This window comes from Vibrio sp. Vb2960 (assembly GCF_033337665.1).
GTDB lineage: Bacteria > Pseudomonadota > Gammaproteobacteria > Enterobacterales > Vibrionaceae > Vibrio > Vibrio alginolyticus.
Genome location: NZ_JAWORD010000007.1, coordinates 1 through 25,653, shown reverse-complemented (window position 1 = coordinate 25,653; position 25,653 = coordinate 1). Strand labels below are relative to the sequence as shown.

Genomic DNA, 25,653 nt, shown 5'->3' with positions numbered 1-25,653 from the left:
ATTGTTCATTTCACTATATAACGCAGTTATATCCGAGGGTTATCAGTTGTTGATAAAGCGATCTTTTCGACTCTTGTTCACCATGAATAAGGTGAACTTCTTTCGGAGGAGTAGGAATGCCAGAAACAAACTGTATTAAATCGTCCCTATCCGCATGTGCAGAGTAACCTGACATGGTATGTACTTGAGCCTCCACTCTAACGCGCCTTCCTTCAATCAGTATGTTCTCTTCTCCATCCTGAATTCGCCGACCTAACGTCCCTTCTGCTTGATAGCCTGCAAATAGCACATCATTTCTTTTATCTGGCAGCAATGCTTCTAAATAATTGACGACACGTCCACCTTCACACATACCAGAGGCCGCAACCACGATAGCAGCTTCTGCCGTGCTCGCGAGTCGATTGACGAGCTTTAAATGGTCAGTGTGGCTTTCTACGGTAATACATTGATCAAACGCAAGAGGGTGTCGGTGATGCTCGAGCCGCTCTTTCGCTTCAGCTCCCCAAAGCTTTTTAAATTGCCGATAGGTAGTAGTTACCTTTTTAGCCAAAGGAGAATCGAGAATAATAGGCAGAGAATCTTGCAAGGCGTGCTCATGAATAAGCTGTTCTATATCAAACAGTAACTCTTGAGTTCTCCCGACGCTAAAAGCAGGTATAACAATTACGCCACCATCCTGAAGTGCATGCTCAATAATTGAAAGCAATCGCCTACTGCGAGACTCAACATCTTCGTGAACTTTATTGCCGTATGTTGACTCGATAAACAAATAGTCAGCTTTTTCAGGCGATACCGGGTCAGGTAGGAGAGGCGTGTTACGAGGTCCCAAATCCCCTGAGAACACAACAACTTCATTGTTTGATAAATGAAACTCAACATATGCAGACCCTAAAATGTGTCCTGCTGGTTGAAAGCGAAGATAGGTATGTTCTTCTATCTCTATCCATTGGGAGTAAGAGCAAGGGCGAATAAGCGTTCGAATAAAATCGAGCAAGCTGTTCCTTTGATGGCGCCTCATGCCTAACTGGAGCTTTAATCCATCTTCTAACATAAGCGGTACGAGCTCAGCGGTGGCTTCCGTACAGTAGATAGGCCCCTTATAACCTGCAGCCAATAGCCAAGGTAGCCGACCAATATGATCGATATGAGAATGGGTTAGAACAACCGCTTTGAGATCAGAGATAGAAAAGTCGATATTCAAACTCTCCTGCTGAGCATTATCTTGACCTTGTAGCAAACCACAGTCGATCAGCACACTTCCATTTTGTAATACGAGCTCGTGACAAGAGCCAGTAACCGTATTTTTCCCACCGTGGTGCAGTACTTTCATAACGAAACGACGTCTTTTCCTTTGTTAACCCACGCTTACGAGTATTTGCTTTCATATATAGCGACACCTCGCGACGTAAAGACGGCTCAGTCAATCGCGCAATGAACAAGGTAAGCAGAAAGTGGTGAATAAGTGAGCGTATTGTAGGCAAGGATAATGAGAGTAAGAAAACAGCAAAACCGAAAGTTTAGAGAGACTTAGATATTCGTCATAAATTTGACTGTGTAGCATTGCAACCTGTTGTGATGCAATTCATATTATTGCAACTATTTTCACTTAGACTTCTGAGATTAACGCGCTAGCTATACAAACATCAGCTATGCCGGAAGGAGTTTAATAATTAGTAAGCCAACAAAAAAAGCGTCACGTTTATGGCGAGTTAAGTGTCAGAAAAAAGACATTTTTTTGCAAGCTTTTTACACGTTCTACTTTTAGTTGCAACGTGTTTACTATACAATTCGACTCCTGTTTGGAAACGCAACCATTAAACACTACGTATAAAACTTGCTTCTAGGAGCCAGACCTAGGGGCGGTAGCGTGCCCAAATCATCTGTTAGTCTCTTTCCTAACAGAAGAGAGACCAAGCAAGATAATTTTTAATAATAATAAGCACCTAAGTGCATTTCTGGCAAGATTGATTTATAAAAAACGAGAACTATTACAAATTTATGTAATTCCCTTTTGTCAGAGGGACGCTCAAAGCTAACAAAGTGGCGAGCAAATGTTGGTTAGGCATAGGTTACAATTTAAATCTCCATTTCTCATACCTATCAAAACCAAATACTAGGTTTATAGAAGTACATAACTACCGGCCCAAACCGTTAGTTAGTGTATTCATCTTTGTATTTGGCCTGCCTATAAAAGGCTGAGAACCGATGACCGTCACGAGCTAGTGTCGGTGGAACTCAGTTACTTACATATTCAATATTAGAAATTAGCGTTTGCAATGCGTTACAACCCACGTTGGCTAATGTGGTTTTGTCACGCCAAAAAATCACCTGCTCATTCTTAGAGTTCGGCGTGTCTAGATACGAGCGAAGCAAGAATCAGCAGTATCGGACCTGTGATGCAATGGAATCCGTAAAGGGAATCAGTCGGATGCGTTATAGATTTACCTCAAACTTATTTAATAACACAGTTGGCTACCATGAATAATGCATATTTATTTGTATTTATTTTGTCGTTCGTTCTACTTTTTGTTATGCGCAAAGTTGCTAAGCGCGTAGGTCTAGTAGATAAACCCAATGCAAGAAAGCTCCACCAAGGAGTAGTACCCCTTGTAGGAGGCATCTCCATTTTCTCTACTATACTGGTCGGGTTCCTTCTGTTCCTACCAATGAATGACAACCTATCACTCTACTTATCTTGTTCGGCTGTGCTTATAGTGCTCGGCGCATTAGATGACTACTACGATGTAAGTTTCAAAATTCGTCTTATTATCCAAGCCGGAATATCCCTTGCGATGATTTACATCGGAGGCCACAGCTTACACGATTTAGGCTACTTGATGGGGAGCGAAACCATTGCCCTTAATGAAGTCGCTGGCGCAGTGATCACCGTTATTGCGGTAATAGGCGCAATTAACGCATTTAATATGGTTGATGGCATAGACGGCTTGCTGGGCGGGTTAGCCTCGGTCACCTTTACAGCATTAGGTATTGTGTTTGCCTACAACGGAAATGAATATTTAGCCACGATCTGTTTATTGATCGTGACTGCGATGCTCCCTTATATCTTCCTGAACTTAGGTTTCCCACTAGGTCGTCGCTTTAAGATCTTCATGGGCGATGCAGGCAGTATGTTTATCGGCTTTACCGTGGTCTGGATGCTGATTCGCGGCACACAAGAGCCAGGAGCTGTAGCTTTCAAGCCAGTTACAGCGCTGTGGTTAATTGCCTTACCGTTGATGGACATGGCAACCATTATGATTCGTCGCGTTCGTAAAGGTCAGTCACCATTCCAACCAGACAGAGAACATCTACACCATATTTGCCAACGTATTGGGCTTTCACCAGGTGCAACGTTAATTTTCATCTGTTCGATGGCATCAATTTGTGCCGCTATCGGTTTATGGTCTGATTTTGTTGGTATTAAAGAATCTACAATGTTTATTGCATTTCTACTCACATTTTCTTTTTATTTTATGTCGATTTCCTACATCTGGAAAATTTCATCATTTGTAAATAAGATGACAAAAAAAACATTTCTAAAACAAGAAGAAATAAATTTATAAAATTAAGGTTAGGTATGAAGAAAATAATATTACTTCACCATGAAGGTTACTTTGGACAAAGTTTGCCTACATTTAAGACTATGGATATAGGACTAATTAAAACCTCATTAGAAAGGTATGGCTTTTGTGTTTCAACGTTAACATTTCAAGAGTTAGTTAGTCATGAAGTTGAAGAAAAAACATACTATGTTTGTGGTAGTCACCAAAACCCAAATGTAAAAGCATTCTTAGATGATATTTTAGATTTAAAATTTGACAAAAGAAATAATTTGATTCCATCTAGACAACTCATAAAAGCACATGATAATAAAGGTTATCAAGGAGAGTTGGCGAAATTGATTGGGCTTCCATATGTCAATCAACATTACTATATAGAAAGTATAAATATAAAAGAACGTAGTGTAGCAAAAGTTCTTGGTGGAGCGGGTAGTGGTGGTGTGAAACTTATTGAAAGTGGTAGAGAGTTAATAAGCTTCTTAAGATTAAATCACTTTAAGAAAATAGGCATTAAAAGAATTGGATACCTTGCGAGGGCGTATTTTCAAGTTAGATTAAAAAAATCCATTGAGAATGAAAATAAATGGAATTATTACAGATGGAGAGAGCCTTATGTAATACAAGACTTTATCCCCAATTTATTGCACGATTTCAAGGTGTTAGTGTTCGGTGAAAAGGTTTTTGTTCTCAAAAGGGGGACAAGAGAAAATGACTTTAGAGCTAGTGGAAGTGGGAAGTTTGATTTTATTAAACCAACCAAAGATTTACTTAATTTTGCACTAAATTTTAAAAATGCATTGAATACTCCTTATGTATCTATTGATGTCGTAGAGCATAGTGGAGGTTTTGAGTGTATCGAATATCAATGTGCTCATTTTGGTCCATATACGCAAATGAATGCGCCATGCTATTATGTAAAAGACGGTGACTCTTGGCTTGAAATGCAAAATGATACAACTTTAGAAGAACTAATCGCGAGCTCCATTGTAGATAATATTAGAAATGTTTAAAAATATCATCAAAGTTCTATTTGGGAATGCATTTGCACAAATAATAGTATTAGGAACTCTACCTTTTGTAACTAGGTTGTATAATCCAGAATTATTTGGTATTTACGGATCAGTATTGTCTATTTCTATTATACTATCTTCTATATCAACATTAAGGTTAGAGTATGGAATTCTGGCTTCAGATAAAAACTTAATAGGAAGTATACTGTCAACTGCATTAGCGTTTTTATCACTATTTTCACTTTTATTATTTATTATCTTTAAAGTTATACATTATTCTTATCAAGAAATCAATGGGTTTTCTAGCGAAAAATTAATGGTTGTGATCTTAATGATGATGTCTTTTTCATTTTATATATTATTTTCATCTGTTATTAATAAGCATGAGAATTATAAATGTTTAGCTTTATCTAAAGTTCTACAAGCTGCAGTTATGGTTACGCTACAAATTTCGTTGTATTATTTTTTTGGAGCTGACGTTAATAACTTGATCTATGCATACACGATTAGTTTTTTATTATCATCTGTTTATGTGGTATATCATGCAAAAATAATAGAGTTAATAAGATTTAATAAAAAGTCACTATATTTCTGTTTTTATAAATGTAAAAAAATAATAATCTATCAAACACCAGCGTCATTTATCAATGCTATCTCCCAAAATGTTTTCATATTGATAATGTTAGCATTGTATGGACCTGTTATATCAGGGCTCTATGCCCTAGCAAATAGAATGCTTCTTGCTCCATGTGCATTGATAGGGAAATCTACAAGAGATGTTTTTATTGTAGAAGCTGCTCGTTTATCTTCAGAGCGTTCAACCTTAAAAAAACTATACAGGAAAACGGTATTTACGTTAATTAAAATATCTTTACCTGTATTTCTTGCTGTTGCTATTTTTTCACCTTATTTGTTTGGTTTTGTTTTTGGCGATGAGTGGCAAGCTTCTGGATATATAATGTCTGCACTTTCACTGTGGGGGATTGGTCTTTTTTGTAATGCTCCTGCCAATGCTCTAGTAAATATAATAGACATTCAAAAATCTGCGCTATTGTATGAGATTACATATATCACTTCTCGTATATTAATCGTGTTTTTAATGTATTTTTCTAGTGTCGGATATTTAGGTGCTACTATAGCTTTTTCCCTTTTGGGTTTATTGTTTAATATTGGTTATATTTATTATGTCTACAAAAAAATATGAATATATAGTTGTATCTGGCGATTTTTTCCCTTCAAACGGAGTTATAACAGAAAATAATGGTAATAATGAACTATTAAAAATTTATAAGAATGCTAAAACGCATATAGTCAATTTAGAAGCACCTATAACCAAATCAAACAAAACGAACTTTAAAGTTGGACCAAATATAAAATTACTCGATTCGGGTAATATATTTAAAATATTTAATATTAATCATGTGACTTTAGCCAACAACCATATTTGTGATTATGGAATTGAAGGTATAAAAGACACAATATCCGTTTTGAGTAAATATGAAATAACTTATCAGGGCATTGAAGTAAATGGTACCTCTAACTATAAGTTTTTAGATATTAATGGTCATAAAGTGGCTATTTTTAATTTCTGTGAATTTGAATTTTGTGAAATAGATGATGCTAATCGTGCAAAAACCATTGATCCTTGTTGTAATTACAAAGAGATAACAGAGTGCGAGTCTGACTTTAAAGTCGTTATACTCCATGGTGGGACTGAGCATTCAGACATGCCAAATAAATGGATTAGAAAAATTGCAAAATATTATATAGATATTGGTTGTGACTTGGTGTTATGCCATCATACTCATACTGTTTGTGGGATGGAAGAGTATAGAGGAAAAGAAATTTATTATGGCTTAGGGAACTTTATATTTCCTAAAAAAAAGGCGAATAATACTTGGTACTTAGGAATATCTTTACAGATTAAAATCGATGATGAAGTTTTAAATACAAAAGTCATTCCATTTAAGCAAGTAAATAATTCAACAACAGTTTTAGCTTTAGAAGGGAAAGACTTAGATATTTTTAATAAACGGTTTAGATTTCTCTGCGATAGTATTAAAAATGATCACCAGTATGAAAAGTATTGGGAAAATTATTATAAGTTGGAGCATGTTAACTACCTATCTTCGGCACTCAATCACTCTAGATTGGAAAGGGGGATTTTTAGAAGGTTAGGATTAAGGCTGAAAAAGTTTAATGAAAAAATAGCGATTGCTCGTTTGCTAAATAATGTTAGGTGTCAATCTCATAGAACGATTTTTAATGAGGTCTTAAAGAGAAGGTTGGAACATAAATAGTGATAGTTTTATAATCGTTAATTAAATTCATTATTTGATGAGGTTAACTTGTTTGAATGTTACAGTTTTATATGGAATGAAATAATTTTAAATATAGAGTTTTTTGTTTTCAGGTGTTTGGATAAAAACTTGAAAATATTTTTAGCCGCTACATTTTGTTTTTTTCAGATGATATTCGGTTACTTTAAGTTCGAGCAGGAATATTGATGTATATGGTTAATAGATTTGGATTTTTGCCAGTTTTTATCTTTTTTATATATTTTGGAATCACTCTAAGATCATTATATTTTCAATCTATATCGCTAGCTCCATTTCCTGTTGTGTCAATGTTGTTAAGCTATGCTTTTTTCTTAAAGGCATTAACAGATAGAAAATCAATAAATAAAGATGTTGTAAGTTTTTTATCTATCTTAATGATATTCTTGTCTTTATCTTTGTTGATTACTTTAGCTGACAAAGATAATAAACTTAACATAAATTCCATACTAGGCATCAACTTAAATATACTCTTTTTTCTGGCTATATATTTAAACAGAGATGTTTTCTTAAAGTATATCTCTAGTTTAAATTTAGTATTGTTTGTGCATTTTTCTTTTTTCTTCATACAGTTAATTTCATTTCATGTTCTTGGAGAGAAAATTGATTTTTTACAGCCTATAACTGGAGAAACTCAAAGAGTTAATGGTTTTTCATCACTCGAAGCTAATGGTTTCAGCATGTTCAGACCTTCAGGTTTATTTAATGAACCTGGGAACTACGCGGTGCATGTTCTGACAATAATGTGGCTCCTTAAAGTAAATGATAAAATTAATCATGTTTTTGAAAAATTGTTACTACTATCTATAATATTGTCATTTTCTCTAAGTGGGATGTTAGGTGTATTTGCATATCTTTTGATAACGTATAACTACCTAAAAATATCGATAAGAAAGTTAATTATATCTTCAGTTATATTTCTAGGTTTACTCTTTTACTTTTATGATCTTATTTTCTTATACATTACAGAGCGTGTTGGCAATATAGGCGCTGATAACTCAGCCAATGTTCGTCTTAGCGCTTTTGATGCTATATTTGACTTTTCAGAGTTTAATCAGTTGTTTGGTTTGGGCTTTGCTAATGACAAGGTAGACATACATCTACCTACAATTCCATATTTCCTTGTCACGTTTGGATTTGTAGGATTTGTATTTGCATGTGTTATTTTTTCTTACGTTTTGTATAAATCGAATGTAAATAGAAAAACTTATCTGTTCTTCTTGGCAATATCATTTCAATTTTATACCATTATGCATCCTTTATTTTGGTTGTTCTTGACTTTGATAATCATCTCCTTCAAAAATAAAGGTGAAGTAAATTATTATGTTAAATAAGATAGTTTTCATTAATAATCTCAGTCACGGTGGGGCTGAGAGAGTTGTTTCAAGGTTGTTTAACAATAGAGATATAAGAGTTTCCACAAGTTTGTGGATGTTGAATGAAAATTCTTTTTATAATGCTAAAGCTCTCAAAAAAAATAGTTTTGATTCAAAGCTTTCCATATTATCTATAGTTAAATCTTTTAAAGAAATTGTTTGTTTGAATAATTTCCAAATAGTTCAGGCTCATCTAAACAAGCCTATATTAATATGTGGGCTCGCAAAGCTTTTGGGTTCTAAATTTATATTTCAATCCGTACATTGCTTTAGTTATAGTAGTTTCTATAAAAATAAGTCTAATATAATGAAAATTGCTCATAGATCCTTAATGAGTAGGGTTTTGAAGCAGGCAGATATACATATATTTAAATCACAAGAAATGTTGTCTGATTTTAATGATGTTTTTGGATGGATACCTAAAAATTATCGAGTCATATATAATCCATACAATATCGATGAAATTAAAGAGTTAGCCCAAGATATAATTGACGAGCCAGTAGACGATAATTTTCATCACATAGCAATCGTTGGTCGGCTGAATTCATCGAAGCGGCCATACGATGTAATTAAAATCGCTGAAAGGTTTCAAGATAATTGTCATTTTCATTTTTTCGGAAACGGTTCTTTAAAAAATGAACTACAGGAATATGTTAGACACAAGGAATTGAAGAATATTACTTTCCACGACATGGTTGAAAACCCATTTAAGTATATAAATAAATTTGGCTTCTATCTATCTTGCTCTGAGGCTGAAGGGTTTCCTAATGCTCTTATCGAGTCGATTATATCTAAAGCTATCCCTATCCATAGTGATTGTAAAACCGGACCTAAAGAAATTCTTTGTGATGACTTTCTTAATTACTCCTCTTCGAAAGGAGAGTTTTCTCTTGAGAAGCGCGGCATATTGTTTCCTGTAGGTGATATCGAAGCGGCTTGTAAAGCAATAAACTATGCGATCGAAAACAAATATATCCTTAGTTCTGAGTTTGAAAATAATAGTAAAGATTTTATTGACAGCCTTAATCATGAAGAAATAACTAGTCAATATGCGGAAGTGCTACAATGTCATCACTAAAGAAACAAATAAAGAATACAATAAGAGATAGTTTAAGGTTGATCCTTACACCTAGTGTATATAATAAATTCAGATTTTTTATCGTTCATCGTTATTATCCAAGCTTTGTAAACCCTAGTACATTTTCAGAAAAAGTATTTGCTCGAAAGTTAGATTCACAATCATTAAGCTTCTCTCGTTATGTTGATAAGTATACTGTGAGAAAATATGTCGAAGATACTATTGGTAAAGAACATTTAATTCCTTTAATTGCAAAAACAACTCATGTAACGCCTGATTTCTTTCACAAAGCACCTAATAATTTTGTTATAAAAACGAGTAATGGAGGTGGTGGTGAGAATGTTAAAGTAGTACTTGATAAGTCAAAATTAGCAGATTTAAATGCATTATCAGCACAATTCAATCGTTACCTAAAAGTAAAAATAGGACAAAAAATTGATGAAAATTTCTATGATCTTGAAACGCCTCAAGTACTCATGGAAGAGTTATTAATGCATAAAGATGGTTCTCTGCCATCCGATTACAAATTACATATTTTTCAAGGGGACGATAGTAACCAGGAAAAAGTAATAATTCAGGTTGATAGTGACCGGTTTAGTAATCATAAAAGATCACTGTATTCCGAACATTTAGAAAAGTTAGATTTTGCTATACAGCCAAAGTATGAATCAATTGATGATTCCTATGAGTTTCCAATTAATATGCCTGACGTGGTTTCACTAGCAAAAAAATTAGCGAAACCTTTTAAGTACGTTCGAGTTGATATGTATAACGTTGATGGAAAGGTTTATTTTGGAGAACTCACGTTTTGTCATGGTAGTGGTTGGGAACCACTTTCAAGTAAAGATGCAGATGTCTTATTAGGTAGTTATTGGAAGGAATTTAATAAATGAAATATTTAGTAACTGGCGCAGCGGGTTTTATTGGCGCTAAAACCATTGAAGTACTTTTGAGTAAAGGTGCTAGTGTTGTCGGTGTAGATAATATTAATGACTACTATGACGTTAATCTTAAAGAAGCTCGATTACTGACGATCAACAATAGTGAGCGATTCGAGTTTGTAAAGATGGATCTCTCGGATAGACAAGCTGTAGCTGATTTCTTCGCTAACAACCAGTTTGATTGTGTTATCCACTTAGCAGCTCAAGCTGGTGTGAGATACTCTATAGAAAACCCGATGGCCTATGCGGATTCTAACTTAGTTGGTCACCTAAACATCCTAGAGGGTTGCCGACATTCAAAAGTTAAGCATTTAGTTTACGCATCGTCATCTTCTGTTTATGGCTTGAATCAAAAAACACCTTTTGAAACAAGTGATACGGTTGACCATCCGGTTTCTTTGTATGCAGCTACGAAAAAATCAAATGAGTTAATGGCACATTCATATTCTCACTTGTATGACTTACCGACGACTGGATTGCGGTTCTTCACCGTTTACGGTCCATGGGGTCGTCCTGACATGGCACCTTTTATTTTCACTAAGAAGATACTAGAGGGCGATACAATTGATATAAACAATAATGGCGATATGTGGCGAGACTTCACTTACATTGACGACATTGTTGAAGGTATTGTACGTATTTCTGAGGTTATCCCTCAAAGAAATGACGACTGGACCGTTGAATCCGGGACGCCTGCTTCTAGCTCAGCTCCATACTCTGTTTACAATATCGGTCATGGTAGCCCAGTTAACCTTATGGACTTCATCACGGAAATCGAATCTGCGCTTGGTATTGAAGCGAAAAAGAACTTCCGCGAGATGCAGCCTGGTGATGTGTATAAGACTTATGCTGATACCTCTGATTTATTCGAAGCGACTGGCTACAAACCTCAAGTTGGTCTCAAACAAGGCGTTCAAGCCTTAGTTGATTGGTATCGCGAGTTTTATAAGGTTTAGGTAGTTAGATGAAAACGGTTGCGATTTCAGCAAATACAAGTTGGTATTTATATAATTTCAGAAGAAACACCATTACGGCGTTGTTGGACGCTGGTTATCAGGTTGTAGCTATAGCCCCTAAAGATGATTATTCACCGAAGCTTGAATCACTTGGAGCAAGCTTTTGTCATATCCACATTGACCAAGGGGGTACAAACCCTGTTAAAGATATTGGTACGTTTTTCTCATTTATCAAAATCTTTAAGAGCGTCAAACCCGATGTGGTACTGAACTTTACTCCAAAGAATAATATCTACGGTACGTTAGCTGGGCATTTTGTTGGCTCTAAGTCGGTCAATAATATTGCCGGCTTAGGTATGGTCTTTATTAATGAAGGCCTTACGTCTAAGATTGCCAGATTGCTGTATAAAATGAGCCAATCTAAAGCAAGTAAGATCTTCTTTCAAAATGAAGACGATAAAACGTTGTTTTTGGAGAACCGGTTAGCGCCATCGTATCTTGTTGATCGTCTACCTGGTTCGGGAGCTGATCTCAACCGTTTTCAAGTTAGCCCTGCAAATGATGACGGTGTAATTCGCTTTTTATTGATTGCCAGAATGTTGTACGACAAAGGCATTGGTCACTACGTTGAAGCGGCTCGTGCATTGAAGTCTAAACATGGTGATAAGGTTGAATTTCGATTACTAGGTTTTCTTGATGTTAATAACCCTTCAGCTGTCTCTAGTAGTGATATGCAAAAGTGGGTTGATGAAGGCATTGTAAGTTATCTTGGCACTTCTGATTGTGTAGAAGAGGAGATTGCGAAGGTAGATTGCATGGTGCTTCCTTCATTCTATCGAGAGGGAGTACCTAAATCGTTACTTGAAGCGGCGGCAATGGGGAAACCCATAGTAACAACTGACAATGTTGGTTGTCGTGAAACGGTTGACGATGGAGTCAATGGTTATTTATGTGCTCCTCGTTCGACAGAGAGTTTAATTGAAAAACTGGATTTGGTGATCAACCTCACTCATCAAGAAAGGTTAACAATGGGACAATTCAGTCGTCAAAAAGTTGAACGAGAGTTTGATGAGCAGTTAGTCATACAAAAATACTTGGACGCAGTGGAAGATTGCTTTCAAAAAGAAAAAACTCAAGCAGAAGGCCTCAGTGCCAGCTAGCAAAACTAAATAAAATAAAGAGTTATGATCAAAAAGATTTCAGTGGATGAAGTAACGATAATTACCCTATCGTTGGCTTTTAGTTGTGGCGTCGCGGCAAACGAATTGCAGACGCTAAATTCTAACCAAAGCTTTAGTGGACTGGTTTTTAACCCTAATGCTCAAGTGAAAGAGTATGGCGACTTTGGTGTATCTTTTGCCCAAGGACGCCCTTGGCTTGACGAGGTGCAAGGTTTAGATTCTATAAAAGTATCTTTCGGCCTCATTGAAGGGTTAGAGGCTCATGGTAGTATCGTTACTTATGATTATAACTCGAACTGTTTTAAAACAGGCTGTGGCGGTATTCGAGATTTATCACTATCACTGAAGTATCAGGTTCCCAATTTTTGGGGGAATGAGAACTTAGATTTTGCTTTAGGTATGCAAGATGTCGGTGGGGCTGCAACTAAGCTCATGACTAATTTTGCCGTCGCTGATTATACGTTTAAAGCACTTCCCTTAAGGGTTTCTGCTGGTTTCGGTCAGTCAGAAGAGCGTTTGATGGGTGTTCTAGATGGCCCTTTTGGTGGCTTTGAATACCAACCTTTTGACTTTGTTCAACTAGTAGGAGAGTACGATTCAGTAGAATTCAACTCTTCTATAAAAGTGTTTACTCCCGATAATTTACTGCCTAATGATATAACCGCCTCATTAAGCTACCAGATTTATTCTGGTCATGAATCGGATGGTTCAAGCGTTTGGAGTGCTGCACTCTCGATGCCATTGATAACGGAATACTCTCGCTCTCGCGACTACGCGAAGAATAATATGACGTTAATGGATCGTTTAGTCGTTGAGCAAAACAAAGCGCAACAAGCGTCAATTTCCTCTTTGGTTAGTGCGTTAAAAAATGAAGGCTTCGTTAATGTTCAAGTGGGCGTATCAAATGGCAAAGTTGTGGTGGCTGTAGAAAACCGCCGCTACAACCATAACCAAGTTGACGGACTAGGTGTCGCTCTGGGTATTGTGTCTAGTCATTTAGGTCAAAATGCGGCGCAAGATTTAGGCGCTGCATCGGATCAATTTGAACTTGTGATGCTTGCCAACCAAAAACCAGTGGTCAGCGTTTTGTCTGACGCTAACTGTTACCAAAGTTTTGTCAATGGTAGCGCAGCTTGTGATGACATTCAGTTTATCACGCGCGATTTACCGGAAAGATTAGACATGGTTGATTGGAAAACGGAGCGAGTTAATTCAGGCACTTTAGATTCGCAGATCGTGCTTTCTCCTATGGTAAGGCATGGTTTTGCAACCGAGTACGGTGTGTATGATTACTCTTTTGCTATGTCTAGCAACTTATACACCTACCTATGGTCTGGCGCGGCAATTGATGTTCGTCATATTTTACCTTTAGCAGAAAGTGACGATTTTGAAGAAGGTGGGTATTTCGAAGACAGCGCGTACGAGAACGAGATTGATCGTGCAATGGTGCATCAGTTCTTCCGTTTACCATATGTCGATATTGCTAACCAGGTCTCTCTAGGCTTGGTTAAGTCGGATTATATCGGTGCGCGCAGCGAATCAGCTTGGTTCTCTCAATCGGGCAACCATGAGTTGGGACTAGAGATGAGCTACTTCCAACATCAAGACGAAAAAGACAAAAATGGTTATGCGAATCCAGACCGCCAAACCTTTTTAACTCGTTACACATTCTCTATGCCAGAGTGGGATTGGCAGTTTAACGCAACTGCTGGCGAGTTTTGGAAAGGGGATGTTGGCGCAAAATTCACGACATCACATTGGTTTGAAGACATAGAAGTATCAGCAAGTTATCAGGTGACAAAGTTTAATGATACAGACGAAGAGCAGTTTGTCACTGTGTCAGTAAAACTGCCATTAACGCCATGGCGCGATATGTCGCCGGGAGTGATACAAGTTCGTGGTAACGAGGCTTATGATTTCAACGTTACGACTCGAGTTGGCAACGATACAAACTATTTGGCAGCAGGCCAGGGTGATGAACTCGTGATGGATAATAGTATGCTTCGCCGCTACTTTAACCGAGGCCGTTATGGTCAAGAGTACTTTGAGCAGAACAAGCTTCGCATTCGCAATGCTTATTTGCGTTACTTGGGTACTCAAATGAATTAAGTTGTGTTGCTAGTTAGGCTTTTAGTTAATCGCCGCACTCTACCGAGAGTGTCGGTGTTTTGATATGCTAGCGTCAGTTAAATAATAGGAAATAAAAATGAAAATTGCTGTAGCAGGCACGGGCTACGTCGGTTTGTCCAATGCCATGTTATTGTCACAAAACCATGAGGTTGTGGCGGTTGATATTATCCAAGAAAAAGTGGACTTGTTGAATGACAAGAAATCTCCGATTGTTGATGCGGAAATCGAACATTTCCTTGCAAACAAAGAACTCAACTTTATCGCGACGCTAGATAAAGAGCTGGCTTACAAAGACGCGGAGTTTGTCGTTATTGCCACACCAACGGATTATGACCCTCAAACGAACTACTTTAATACTTCTTCAGTTGAAGCAGTGATTAAAGATGTGATGGCAATTAATCCAGATGCAGTTATGGTGATTAAGTCGACTGTACCTGTGGGTTATACTGCGCGTATTAAAGAGGAGCTCGGTTGTCAGAATGTTATGTTCTCTCCAGAGTTTCTTCGTGAAGGTAAAGCTCTTTACGATAACCTACACCCGTCTCGCATTATCGTTGGTGAGCGTAGCGAACGTGCAGAGAAGTTCGCTAATCTTTTAGTTGAAGGTGCGGTAAAAGAAGACATCTCGGTCTTGTTTACTGACTCTACAGAAGCCGAAGCGGTTAAGTTGTTCTCAAACACATACCTAGCGATGCGCGTAGCTTATTTCAATGAGTTAGATTCGTATGCTGAAGCACACAACCTTGATGCTCGCCAAATTATAGAAGGTGTTGGCTTAGACCCTCGTATTGGCAATCACTACAACAACCCGTCATTCGGTTATGGTGGTTACTGCTTGCCAAAAGATACAAAGCAATTGTTAGCAAACTACCAAGAAGTTCCTAATAACATCATTGGTGCAATTGTTGATGCAAACCGCACTCGTAAAGATTTTATTGCAGACTCCATTATCAAACGTCAGCCAAAAGTAGTGGGCATTTACCGCTTAATTATGAAATCTGGTTCAGATAACTTCCGCGCTTCGTCTATTCAAGGCATTATGAAGCGTATTAAAGCGAAAGGTATTGAAGTAGTGGTTTACGAGCCGGTACTGCAGGAAGATGAGTTCTTCCATTCTGCCGTTATCCGCGATATTGAAGAGTTCAAACAAATGTCTGATGTTATTGTTTCTAACCGCATGGTTGAGGAACTAGCTGATGTGGCTGATAAAGTTTACACCCGTGACCTGTTTGGTAGCGATTAATTAGTCTTTATATTCAAAATAATATAACAGGCTCCCTCAGAGGAGCCTTTTTTTAGTTGGTAATGGTTATGATTAAAAAATGTTTATTCCCTGCAGCGGGTTACGGTACACGTTTCCTTCCTGCAACTAAGTCGATGCCGAAAGAAATGATGCCAGTGGTGAACAAGCCATTGATTGAATACGGTGTTGAAGAAGCGATTGAAGCTGGCATGGACGGTATGTGCATCGTCACGGGTCGTGGTAAGCACTCGTTAATGGATCACTTTGATAAAAACTATGAGTTAGAGCATCAAATTAGCGGTACAAGTAAAGAAGCGCTGCTTGATGATATTCGTTCTTTGATTGATTCTGCGAGTTACACTTATATTCGTCAGCGTGAAATGAAAGGCTTAGGTCACGCTATTCTTACGGGACGTGAACTGGTCGGTGATGAGCCGTTTGCTGTTGTGCTCGCGGATGACCTTTGTGTGAATGAGGACCAAGGCGTTCTAGCTCAAATGGTTGAGCTGTACAAACAGTTCCGCTGTTCAATCGTTGCAGTACAAGAAGTTCCGGAATCAGAAACGCATAAGTACGGTGTGATTGCTGGCGAGGTGATCAAAGATGATATCTTCCGCATTGATAACATGGTTGAAAAGCCAGAGCCAGGCACTGCACCTAGCAATCTAGCGATTATTGGTCGCTACATTCTGACACCTGATATCTTTGAACTGATTGAAAATACAGAGCCAGGTAAAGGTGGTGAGATTCAAATCACCGATGCGCTGATGCAACAAGCTCAATCTGGTTGTGTTTTGGCATACAAATTTAAAGGTCAGCGCTTTGATTGCGGTAGCGTAGAAGGCTACATTGAAGCCACAAATTACTGCTACGAGAACCTTTATAAGAAAGATTCCAGTGCGGAGCTCGCGAAAAAGCCAACCGTGAAAATTGCTGAGCCAGCGTAAGTCGGAACTTCCTATTAGGTATTCCGACGGTACAACACAAACAAAAAGGGATGCATGATGCATCCCTTTGTTATTTCTACTCTCAGTAAAAACGAGATTAAGCTTTTGCTTTAGCCGCTGCTTTAGCGATTGCTGCGAAGCTCTTAGCGTCTAGAGAAGCGCCGCCAACAAGAGCGCCGTCGATGTCTGGTTGTGAGAAGTAAGCTTCAGCGTTTTCTGGCTTAACAGAACCGCCGTATTGGATGATTACTTGTGCTGCAACTGCTTCGTCTTTCGCTGCGATTAGTGCGCGGATAGAAGCGTGGATGCGTTGTGCATCTTCAGCTGTTGCTGCTTTACCAGTACCGATAGCCCAGATTGGTTCGTAAGCGATGATTGCGCCGTTTAGAGCTTCAACACCGTAAGTGTCGATAACTGCGTTGATTTGACGTGCACATACTGCTTCAGTTTCGCCAGCTTCGTTTTGCGCTTCAGATTCACCGATACAGAAAACAGGTGTTAGGCCGTTTTCTTTTAGGAAGTTGAATTTCTTAGCGATGAACTCGTCAGATTCGTTGTGGTATTCACGACGCTCTGAGTGACCGATGATGATGTGAGTAGCACCGAAATCTTTCAGCATTTCTGGAGACATATCGCCAGTGAACGCACCGCTGTTGTTTAGGTCAGTGTTTTGAGCACCTAGGATGATCTTGTTACCGCCTTCAGCGATTACGCGCTCTGCTAGGTCGATGTAAAGTGCTGGTGGAGCGACTGCTACGTCAACACCTTCAACGCCTTCAAGTTCAGCGTTAAGACCAGTTAGCAGCTCAGTTACCATTGCTTTGCTGCCGTTTAGTTTCCAGTTACCCATCACTACAGGACGACGCATAGGAATATCTCCCTTATCTTTAATGTAAATAGTCAATTAATGTAAAAAATCTACGTAGGAATATAACAGAATAATGTGAACAGATCATGATTGGCGTCATGTCTTGTCCGGCTTTCTTTGTTGATTCGACCAAGCATCGATCCTGTTATTTTTGTCAAAAGCAACCGATTGGTGATCGCGTAGACAGAATGATAGTTCATTCCTCGGAAATTGCTGCTGAGATTGGTATTACTACGCGCTGGAATTAATTGTTGTAGAAAGGAATCAAAATGCCAAATCTCGTTTTAGAGTATTCAAACTCGGTGGAAGAACGCGTCAATGTTCAGGGGTTGCTGGAGGATTTACATAAAACGGCGTTAGAAAGTGGCCTTTTTGAACTCGCGTCAGTGAAATCTAGAACGCTCCGGTGCCACAATTGGTTAATAGGAGAGGAGGGTGATAGCCTCGACTTTATCCATATCAACTTTGATTTGTTATCTGGTCGCTCCCAAGAACAAAAGCGAGAACTGTCACGAGTCTTGATGGCGACACTTCAAGAGCAAGCCAGTCACGTGCACAGTTTAACGGTCAATATCCGAGACATGGATATCGATAGCTTCCAAAAGGTAGTGAACTAGGTTGCGCTGAATTACCTGAGAATAGCGAGGGGTTATTGTTACGAATTCTCAGCCTGGCTCTGCTTGTTATATGGGCGTTGTGGGCACCCAAGCTATCGGTGTCCTTTCCAAACTATATCGACTCGGCTAATCTATAACCTTTCTACTTTGGGGTAAAATTTGATGTCGACTAAAGAGTTACTGTTTTCTTTTCAAGGACGTATAGACCGTAAAACCTACTGGATTTGGAACGTCATTTACTATGTGTCCATTCTAGGCTTTGGTGCCGGTATCAGCCAGCTGCTTCCTACTCTCTCCTATGTGCTTCTTCCTATTTTCTTGGTGGTTCTATTGATCCCTGATTTGGCGATCACCACCAAGCGTTGGCACGACCGCAACAAATCGATCTATTGGCTAGCACTGAATATTCCGCTGATTATCGGACGAATTGCCACGCCAATGACCAGCCCTGCCGCGCAAGAGCCGTCGACCCCACAGATGTTCGTTGCTTCCATTTCTCTGATTTGTGGTTTATGGATTCTAATTGAATGTGGGTTCTTAAAGGGAACATCAGGACCAAACCAATATGGCCCTGAGCCGGAGTAATCGCCTCAAGTATCGTGCGTACTGAAAGTAGATTCTTGGTCTCGCTGAGGCTCGCTAGAATGACGAATTCTTTTGATTTAGAGGCTGTTAAACGCACCGTCATTCTGAACTGCGAGGGACGAGCGTGATTCAGAATCTATCGTCCGCTTGAGCAGTGTTTAAGCTGAGCGGAAAAGAATAGGAGCTTGCTGTTACTAGATTCTTAGTCTCGCTGAGGCTCGCTAGAATGACGAACTCTTTTGATATAGAGACTGTTAAAGCCATCATCATTCTGAGCAGCGAGGAATGAGTGTGATCCAGAATCTATCGTCCGGTTGAGCAGTGGTTAAGCTGAGTGTGAAAGAGTAGGAGTTTGCTGTTACCAGATCCTTAGTCTCGCTAAGGCTCGCTAGAATGACGAACTCTTTTGACATAGAGCTTATTAAAGTCACCGTCATTCTGAACAACGAGGAACGAGCGTGATTCAGAATCTATCGTCCGCTTGAGCAGTGGTTAAGCTGAGCGGGAAAGAATAGGAGCTTGATATTACTAGATTCTTAGTCTCGCTAAGGCTCGCTAGAATGACGATCCTTTTTGGTTTAGAGGCTGTTAAACTCACCGTCATTCTGAACTGCGAGGGACGAGCGTGATTCAGAATCTATCGTCCGCTTGGGCCCTGGTTAAGCTGTGTGAAAGAGTAGGAGTTTGCTGTTACCAGATCCTTAGTCTCGCTAAGGCTCGCTAGAATGACGAACTCTTTTGATTTAGAGACTGTGAAAGCCATCGTTATTCTGAACAGCGAAGAACGAGGTGATTCAGAGTCTATCATCCGGTTAAGCAGTGGCTAAGGTGAGCGGGAAAGAATAGGAGCTTACTGTTACGAGATTCTTAGTCTCGCTAAGGCTCGATTGAGTGACGAGCTCCTTTGATTTAGAGTCTGGAAAGCCACTGTCATTCTGAACAGCGAGGAACGAGGTGATTCAGAATCTATCGTCCGATTGAACAGTGGCCAAGGTGAGCGGGAAAGAATAGGGGTTTGCTGTTACCAGATCCTTAGCCTTGCTAAGGCTCGCTAGAATGACGATCCTTTTTGGTTTGAAGGCTGTTAAAGCCACTGTCATTCTGAACTGCGAGGAATGAGCGTGGTCCAGAATCTATCGTCCGGTTGAGCAGTGGTTAAGCTGAGCGGGAAAGAATAGGAGCTTGCTGTTACGAGATTTTTAGTCTCGCTAAGGCTCGCTAGAATGACGATCCTTTTTGGTTTGGAGGCTGTTAAAGTCATCATCATTCTGAACAGCGAGGGACGAGTGTGATTCAGAATCTAGGCGCAGAGTGCTCTGAGATTGAAATAAACTGCCTGAGCTTGCGAATTACAACGGAAAAGTAACAGCGAATAATGAAGGAGAATGAATCATCGATAAGACACCTTGCGTTTATATCCTAACGTCAAATAACAACGCCGTTCTCTACATAGGTGTTACCAGTCAGCTGCCCCAAAGAATATGGCAACATAAAAATGGAGTAGTGGAAGGATTTACTAAGAAATACAACGTTCATAAGCTCGTTTACTTTGAGTTATTCGACGATATGGCTAATGCTATAAACCGAGAAAAGCAGCTCAAGCAGTGGAAGCGTGAGTGGAAGTTAGCCTTGGTAAGAGAAACGAACCCTAACTTTCTCGATCTATCTACTGAGTATCAGTAAAAATCATCCCTATCTTTAAACGCATTTAAGCTAACCACATCCGCTTTTTGTGTCGGTGCCGCTTCCCCTTCTAGCGCTGCTTTGAACTTTACGACCTGTTTTTGCAACTCGTTCATCAATACCACATTGGTGTGATGAGGGTTTTTACACGTGCTGATGACTCTATCAATATGGCTTTGTTGAGCCCACAATCTTTCTTTCATATCTTCTGATGCGCTTTCGATCATCTCTTTCGCCATCTCATGACGAAATTGCTCAAAAGCTTCTGGATCTCGCTCTGCCATTCGAACCATTTCATCGAATGGAGGAAGCGTTTGGGATGGGATATGACGTAGATTAGACATCGATGCTCTCCAAATCCTTATGGAAGTTGCCTTTAGTTACTAAAAGCCTATACCACTAGAAAGAGGAGAGAGGATGAATTCTTCAGCCGTCTCACTTATAAGAGAAGCTTTCAAGCTTGAGATTGAATAAGTGCGGCATGTCGATGTTTGGTTGTGGTGGTTACTGCAGTTGTTGGATGCGGTAAACGCAGCGTCTTTGGCCACTAATGATGTGTTCGGTACGCTCTACTTTGGTGTCACGTCCAAGTAAAGACTGAAAGACACTTAATTCTGATTGGCACAAGCTTGGGCAGCGAGTTGCGGCTTTACAAATCGGACAGTGATTTTCGATCAAGATGAATCCGTTCTCATCTTTCTCGAGCTCTGCCATATAGCCTTCTTGCTCTCTTAATGTGACGAGTGTTTCTAGTTTGCTTTGCAGAGAGTCGCATTGCTCAAGATGCTGACGATAACTTTGTAACGTGAGTTTTTCCCTTTCTGATGTGACTTTTTCCAGTCCATCTTTGCCAAAGATATGTTCGACAGCTTCTATAAACTGAATGGTCAACTCACCGTGACGGTCAGCAAATTGCTCATGACCTTTTTGAGTGAGAGACCAATGACGAGCAGGGCGACCAACTTTTACTTTTACGTCATGGATAGAAAGAATGCCATCATCTTCTAAACTTTGCAGGTGCTGACGAGCCCCCATGGTTGTCATCCCTAGCTCAGAAGAGAGTTGTTTTGCAGTGACGGAGCCATCACGCTTAACGATTTGCAATATCCTATCTACGGTCTTCATATACCCACCATTTATACGTCAGTACATATTATGCGCGATAGGGTTAGTAAAGAAAAGTGTTGACTTAATTTGAGTGTGGATTTGTAGGGGCTATGTTCATATGAGCCAATATATGTCGTCATTCTGAACGGCGAGGAATAAGGTGATTCAGAATCTATCGTCCGATTGTGCAGCGGTTAAGGTGACCAGGAAAGAATAGGAGCTTGTTACTACTAGATTTTTAGTCTCGCTGGAGCTCGCTAGAATGACGAGTTCTTTTGATTTAGAGCTTATTAAAGTCTCCGTCATTCTGAACAGCGAGGAACGAGGTGATTCAGAATCTATCTTTTGGTTGAGTAGTGGTTGAGGTGTTCAGGAAAGAATAGGAGCTTGTTACTACTAGATTCTTAGTCTCGCTGGGGCTCGCTAGAATGACGAGTTCTTTTGATTTAGAGCTTATTAAAGTCACCGTCATTCTGAGGAACGAGTGTGATTCAGAATCTATTGCCCGTTGTGCGGAAAGAAAGGCTCAAACTCAGATTGAGCTAGAGCCTCGAGAAATGCTTAAAGAATAATATCGCGTACTTCTGGATCTTTACGATCTAAGTAGTGAGCCGATTTGATGCGGCGAATAGTTCGGCATCGACCGCGCACGAGCAGCGTTTCTGTGGTCGCTATATTGCCTTGACGAGAGATACCTTCCAGCAAGTCACCTTTAGTGATGCCTGTAGCTGAAAATACCACATTGTCGCTACGAGCCATGTCTTCCATTTTGAGGACAACATTCGCTTTTACGCCCATTTCATCGCAGCGTTTTAGTTCATCTGCACCGTAAATGCGGTTTTCTTCAGTATCGCCTTTTACCTCATGACGAGGAAGCAGGCGACCGTGCATGTCACCGTCTAGCGCTCGAATTACCGCTGCTGATACAACCCCTTCTGGCGCACCGCCAATACAGTACATCATGTCCACTTCACTGTCTGGCATACAAGTTAGAATAGAGGCAGCGACGTCACCATCAGGCACCGCAAAAACACGTACGCCCATTGCTTGCATTTCTGCAATAACGTCATCGTGGCGAGGTTTTGCAAGGGTAATAACGACTAGGGTATCAAGTGGCTTGTTCAGGGCTTTTGCTACGTTCTCTAGGTTTTCTTTTAACGGCTTTTCTAAGTCAATTACGCCTTTTGCACCAGGGCCAACAACCAGTTTTTCCATGTACATATCTGGCGCTTTAAGAAAGCTGCCTTTCTCACCTGCGGCAAGTACGGCTAGTGCGTTCGATTGTCCCATTGCCGTCATACGCGTTCCTTCAATCGGGTCGACAGCGATATCCACTTCATCACCACCAATACCCACTTGCTCACCAATGTACAGCATTGGCGCATCATCGATTTCACCTTCACCAATGACAATTTCACCACTGATATCTGTTTTGTTCAGTAGCGTGCGCATAACTTCAACAGCTGCGCCATCGGCTGCGTTTTTATCGCCACGGCCAAGCCATTTGTAACCAGCCAGAGCTGCACCTTCAGTCACACGGGAAAATGCCATTGCTAAATCGCGTTTCATGATGTCTCCAAGTAAGCAAGAGGGAAGAAGAATTTGCGCGGCGATTCTATCACAAGGTCGAGTAAACGTTTGCCTTTTTGCGAGGCTTTTACTTTATCTAACTTGAATTTGATCAATACTTAGGGCGATTTTCAGCGTAGCGGGACGCAAAATCCTTGCTCAAAAATGCTTCGGCGACAAGAAAAGTCAGCGTTTAGTGAGATTGCGCTGATTTTTTGACCGAATGATGCAAAATATCGAATATAGTGAGTGTTTCTCATCGCGACGCTGAGTAGAATGAACCTTATATAGGTTAGGTGTGCATCAATCTCGCACATCGTCCCAACGGAATAACATAGGTAGGCCAAGATGTCTTTTGAAGTACTAGAACAACTAGAATCTAAAATTCAAACTGCAGTTGACACAATCACTCTTCTTCAGATGGAAGTCGAAGAGCTGAAAGAAGATAAAGCTAAACTTGCGGAAGAAGCGAACGAGCTTCGCTCTCAACGTGAAGAGCTAGAGCAAAAAGCACAACAAGCACAGCAAGAGCACGCACAATGGCAAGAGCGCATTCGTGCACTACTTGGCAAAATGGACGAAGTGGAATAATTCGGCTTCTTCATTCCAAATTAAAAACACCCGCGTTAAGCGGGTGTTTGTGTTTTAGGGAAGTAGAAAATGTTAAGACAAGGCTAGGCGCTGATAGCTAAGAGAAGACCCTATAACTTAGACACCTAAGACTCGCTATGCTTCTTCATCCAACTCTAAATCAATATTCAATGGTTCAGGCGACAGGATAATTCCGGTGCTATCGGCATAAATATAATCTTCAGGTAAGAAGCTGACGCCGCCAAAGTTGACTGGTACATCTAATTCGCCAATACCCTGGCTGGTCGCTCCAACAGGAATAGAGGCGAGGGCTTGAATGCCTAAGTTCATATCTTCAAGTTCATCTACTTCACGAACACAGCCGTAAACGACAATGCCTTCCCACTCGTTTTCTTCCGCAATGGTTGCGATTTCTGCATCGATAAGGGCTTTACGTAGGGAACCGCCACCGTCAATTAACAAAACGCGACCAAGTCCATCTTGCTCTAATGTCTCGCGGATCAACGAATTATCTTCAAAACACTTGATGGTGGTGATTTGCCCGGCAAATGAAGCGCGACCGCCAAAGTTACTGAACATTGGTTCAACCACATCTACCTGATCGAGGTAGATATCACAGAGTGCTGAGGTATTGTATTCCATAGCGTACCTTTCTAAACAGAAATTGGTTGTCTTTGAGTATATCTAGGCATTAAGTCAATGCAATGACAATCCTTTTTTAACTTACTAGAGTTTGAGCTACCACAATTGTTGCAAACAAAACGTTGGTGACTAGAGAGCATTTCACGATGACTGGCATCATTGGTGCTATTTGAGCAGGCTTTTGTGTATGCCAAACCGCTTTACCATGATCGGCCACGAAATAAATACTAAGTAAGAATGGCAAGCTAATCCAAACGGGTTTGTCTTGAATTAACAAGTAAGCCGCAAAGGCAAGGATAGCTCCGCCAAGTAAAATAAAGTGGTACTGTTTGGCTTTACGTTGACCTAAGCGTACAGCCACCGTACGTTTACCACACTCTCGGTCGTTCTCTATATCACGCATATTGTTGATATTGAGGACTGCAACGGCGAGTAAACCGCAGCCTAAAGCAGGTAAGAATAGCGTGGTGTCTACGTGACCAGTATGCAAGAAGTAGGTACCGGATACGCCGAGTAGACCAAAAAACAAGAACACTGATATATCGCCAAGCCCCACGTAACCGTATGGTTTGCTACCCATGGTATAAGCAATGGCGGCGAGAATGGCCAGAATTCCCAGCCCGATAAATGTGACAATGCTTTCCAGTGAACTTAGTGAATAGAAAACCAACACCAAGCCTGAAATGGCGGTCAGAACGATGTTAAAGATAATCGCTTGTTTCATCTGTTTAGCACTTACCGCGCCAGACTGCATCGCTCGTAATGGGCCGAGGCGTTTGTCGTTATCTGTACCTTGAACGGCATCGCCATAGTCGTTTGCCAGGTTGGACAGAATTTGCAGCAATGTCGCGGTTACGAAAGCCATGATGGCAATCGTCAGTGAGAAATGACCCGCCGAGTAGGCGAGCACGCTACCTGTTAAGATAGAGACCAATGCCAGAGGTAATGTTTTTGGACGAGCGGCTTCAAGCCAGATCTGTAGAGATTGTTTCATGGAAATTTCGTGCTAGTAACCAATGTGCCCAGTATAAGCACAAAGAGGCAGATACGCTATTGACCTAAAACAACTCAACTAGAAGTCAAAGGGTTATTCAGAATCTATCGTCCGGTTGTGCAGTGATGAAGGTGAGTGGGAAAGAAAGGCGTCTGCTGTTAGCAGATTCTTAGTCTCGCTTGAGCTCGCTAGAATGACGAGATCTTTTTTGATTTAGGTATTGTCAAAGTCACCGTCAT

Annotated in this window: 23 protein-coding genes; 16 read left to right on the top strand and 7 right to left on the bottom strand. The window is 40.0% G+C overall.

The window, feature by feature from the left end; translation table 11 throughout:
* Nucleotides 1–13: 13 nt before the first annotated feature.
* Nucleotides 14–1,330, bottom strand: coding sequence for an MBL fold metallo-hydrolase (locus R7O03_RS07675; protein ID WP_318131639.1), 1,317 nt, complete (start codon nt 1,328–1,330; stop codon nt 14–16).
* A gap of 1,147 nt (nt 1,331–2,477) precedes the next feature.
* Between R7O03_RS07675 and wecA the strand changes: the two genes are divergently transcribed.
* From wecA to galU, 12 genes are all read left to right on the top strand, one after another.
* Entirely contained in the window at nt 2,478–3,563 is a 1,086-nt protein-coding gene (wecA, locus tag R7O03_RS07670) for a UDP-N-acetylglucosamine--undecaprenyl-phosphate N-acetylglucosaminephosphotransferase (protein WP_318131638.1), read from the top strand.
* Nucleotides 3,564–3,577: 14 nt separating this feature from the next.
* On the top strand, nt 3,578–4,570 hold the full coding sequence (locus R7O03_RS07665) for a hypothetical protein (RefSeq protein WP_318131637.1): 993 nt from the start codon (nt 3,578–3,580) through the stop codon (nt 4,568–4,570).
* Complete coding sequence (locus R7O03_RS07660) at nt 4,563–5,774, top strand: oligosaccharide flippase family protein (RefSeq protein ID WP_274032840.1); 1,212 nt, start codon at nt 4,563–4,565, stop codon at nt 5,772–5,774. The genes R7O03_RS07665 and R7O03_RS07660 overlap by 8 nt, the downstream gene beginning before the upstream one ends.
* Nucleotides 5,755–6,870 carry a CapA family protein gene (locus R7O03_RS07655; protein ID WP_318131636.1) on the top strand — a complete coding sequence of 372 codons (1,116 nt, stop codon included), beginning with the start codon at nt 5,755–5,757 and terminating at the stop codon, nt 6,868–6,870. The genes R7O03_RS07660 and R7O03_RS07655 overlap by 20 nt, the downstream gene beginning before the upstream one ends.
* A 206-nt stretch (nt 6,871–7,076) precedes the next feature.
* Nucleotides 7,077–8,240 (top strand): hypothetical protein, encoded by a 1,164-nt coding sequence (locus tag R7O03_RS07650; RefSeq protein ID WP_318131635.1) that lies wholly within the window; start codon nt 7,077–7,079, stop codon nt 8,238–8,240.
* Nucleotides 8,230–9,360 carry a glycosyltransferase gene (locus tag R7O03_RS07645; protein ID WP_318131634.1) on the top strand — a complete coding sequence of 377 codons (1,131 nt, stop codon included), beginning with the start codon at nt 8,230–8,232 and terminating at the stop codon, nt 9,358–9,360. The genes R7O03_RS07650 and R7O03_RS07645 overlap by 11 nt, the downstream gene beginning before the upstream one ends.
* Nucleotides 9,348–10,253 (top strand): ATP-grasp fold amidoligase family protein, encoded by a 906-nt coding sequence (locus R7O03_RS07640; RefSeq protein WP_318131633.1) that lies wholly within the window; start codon nt 9,348–9,350, stop codon nt 10,251–10,253. The genes R7O03_RS07645 and R7O03_RS07640 overlap by 13 nt, the downstream gene beginning before the upstream one ends.
* On the top strand, nt 10,250–11,257 hold the full coding sequence (locus R7O03_RS07635) for an NAD-dependent epimerase (protein WP_005384851.1): 1,008 nt from the start codon (nt 10,250–10,252) through the stop codon (nt 11,255–11,257). The genes R7O03_RS07640 and R7O03_RS07635 overlap by 4 nt, the downstream gene beginning before the upstream one ends.
* A gap of 8 nt (nt 11,258–11,265) precedes the next feature.
* Nucleotides 11,266–12,417, top strand: coding sequence for a glycosyltransferase family 4 protein (locus tag R7O03_RS07630; RefSeq protein ID WP_318131632.1), 1,152 nt, complete (start codon nt 11,266–11,268; stop codon nt 12,415–12,417).
* A gap of 24 nt (nt 12,418–12,441) precedes the next feature.
* Nucleotides 12,442–14,547, top strand: coding sequence for a YjbH domain-containing protein (locus R7O03_RS07625; RefSeq protein WP_318131631.1), 2,106 nt, complete (start codon nt 12,442–12,444; stop codon nt 14,545–14,547).
* A 97-nt stretch (nt 14,548–14,644) separates the two neighbouring features.
* Entirely contained in the window at nt 14,645–15,811 is a 1,167-nt protein-coding gene (locus tag R7O03_RS07620; protein ID WP_258490729.1) for a nucleotide sugar dehydrogenase, read from the top strand.
* Nucleotides 15,812–15,879: 68 nt separating this feature from the next.
* Nucleotides 15,880–16,758: a UTP--glucose-1-phosphate uridylyltransferase GalU gene (gene galU / locus R7O03_RS07615; protein WP_140202666.1), complete on the top strand. Its 879-nt coding sequence runs from the start codon at nt 15,880–15,882 to the stop codon at nt 16,756–16,758.
* A gap of 97 nt (nt 16,759–16,855) precedes the next feature.
* On the opposite strand, the gene tpiA is transcribed toward galU, so the two are convergent.
* The gene (tpiA, locus tag R7O03_RS07610; protein ID WP_005384863.1) at nt 16,856–17,626 is read right to left on the bottom strand and encodes a triose-phosphate isomerase; all 771 of its coding nucleotides are present in this window, start codon (nt 17,624–17,626) and stop codon (nt 16,856–16,858) included.
* 269 nt (nt 17,627–17,895) lie between these two features.
* Between tpiA and R7O03_RS07605 the strand changes: the two genes are divergently transcribed.
* From R7O03_RS07605 to R7O03_RS07595, 3 genes are all read left to right on the top strand, one after another.
* The gene (locus tag R7O03_RS07605) at nt 17,896–18,243 is read left to right on the top strand and encodes a 5-carboxymethyl-2-hydroxymuconate Delta-isomerase (protein WP_151514470.1); all 348 of its coding nucleotides are present in this window, start codon (nt 17,896–17,898) and stop codon (nt 18,241–18,243) included.
* A 162-nt stretch (nt 18,244–18,405) separates the two neighbouring features.
* Nucleotides 18,406–18,828, top strand: coding sequence for a DUF805 domain-containing protein (locus R7O03_RS07600; protein ID WP_033905993.1), 423 nt, complete (start codon nt 18,406–18,408; stop codon nt 18,826–18,828).
* A gap of 1,389 nt (nt 18,829–20,217) precedes the next feature.
* A complete protein-coding gene (locus R7O03_RS07595; RefSeq protein ID WP_025768346.1) occupies nt 20,218–20,511 on the top strand; it encodes a GIY-YIG nuclease family protein in 294 nt (97 codons plus the stop codon).
* On the opposite strand, the gene R7O03_RS07590 is transcribed toward R7O03_RS07595, so the two are convergent.
* The 3 genes from R7O03_RS07590 to glpX all read right to left on the bottom strand — a co-directional run bounded on the left by R7O03_RS07590 (nt 20,505) and on the right by glpX (nt 23,187).
* Nucleotides 20,505–20,855, bottom strand: a complete 351-nt coding sequence (locus R7O03_RS07590; RefSeq protein WP_053303351.1) for a DUF3135 domain-containing protein — start codon at nt 20,853–20,855, stop codon at nt 20,505–20,507. The two genes, R7O03_RS07595 and R7O03_RS07590, sit on opposite strands and share 7 nt — an antisense overlap.
* A 160-nt stretch (nt 20,856–21,015) precedes the next feature.
* Nucleotides 21,016–21,636, bottom strand: coding sequence for a helix-turn-helix transcriptional regulator (locus tag R7O03_RS07585; protein WP_005379532.1), 621 nt, complete (start codon nt 21,634–21,636; stop codon nt 21,016–21,018).
* Between the two features lie 543 nt (nt 21,637–22,179).
* Nucleotides 22,180–23,187 carry a class II fructose-bisphosphatase gene (gene glpX, locus R7O03_RS07580; protein ID WP_151514469.1) on the bottom strand — a complete coding sequence of 336 codons (1,008 nt, stop codon included), beginning with the start codon at nt 23,185–23,187 and terminating at the stop codon, nt 22,180–22,182.
* Between the two features lie 348 nt (nt 23,188–23,535).
* On the opposite strand from glpX, the gene zapB reads away from it, so the two are divergent.
* Nucleotides 23,536–23,778, top strand: a complete 243-nt coding sequence (gene zapB, locus R7O03_RS07575; protein WP_005379536.1) for a cell division protein ZapB — start codon at nt 23,536–23,538, stop codon at nt 23,776–23,778.
* Between the two features lie 135 nt (nt 23,779–23,913).
* Here zapB and rraA read toward each other — a convergent pair whose 3' ends face one another.
* Both rraA and R7O03_RS07565 read right to left on the bottom strand, forming a co-directional pair.
* Nucleotides 23,914–24,420: a ribonuclease E activity regulator RraA gene (gene rraA / locus R7O03_RS07570; RefSeq protein WP_005379537.1), complete on the bottom strand. Its 507-nt coding sequence runs from the start codon at nt 24,418–24,420 to the stop codon at nt 23,914–23,916.
* A gap of 76 nt (nt 24,421–24,496) precedes the next feature.
* Nucleotides 24,497–25,414, bottom strand: coding sequence for a 1,4-dihydroxy-2-naphthoate polyprenyltransferase (locus R7O03_RS07565; RefSeq protein ID WP_005383178.1), 918 nt, complete (start codon nt 25,412–25,414; stop codon nt 24,497–24,499).
* Between the last annotated feature and the right edge of the window lie 239 nt (nt 25,415–25,653).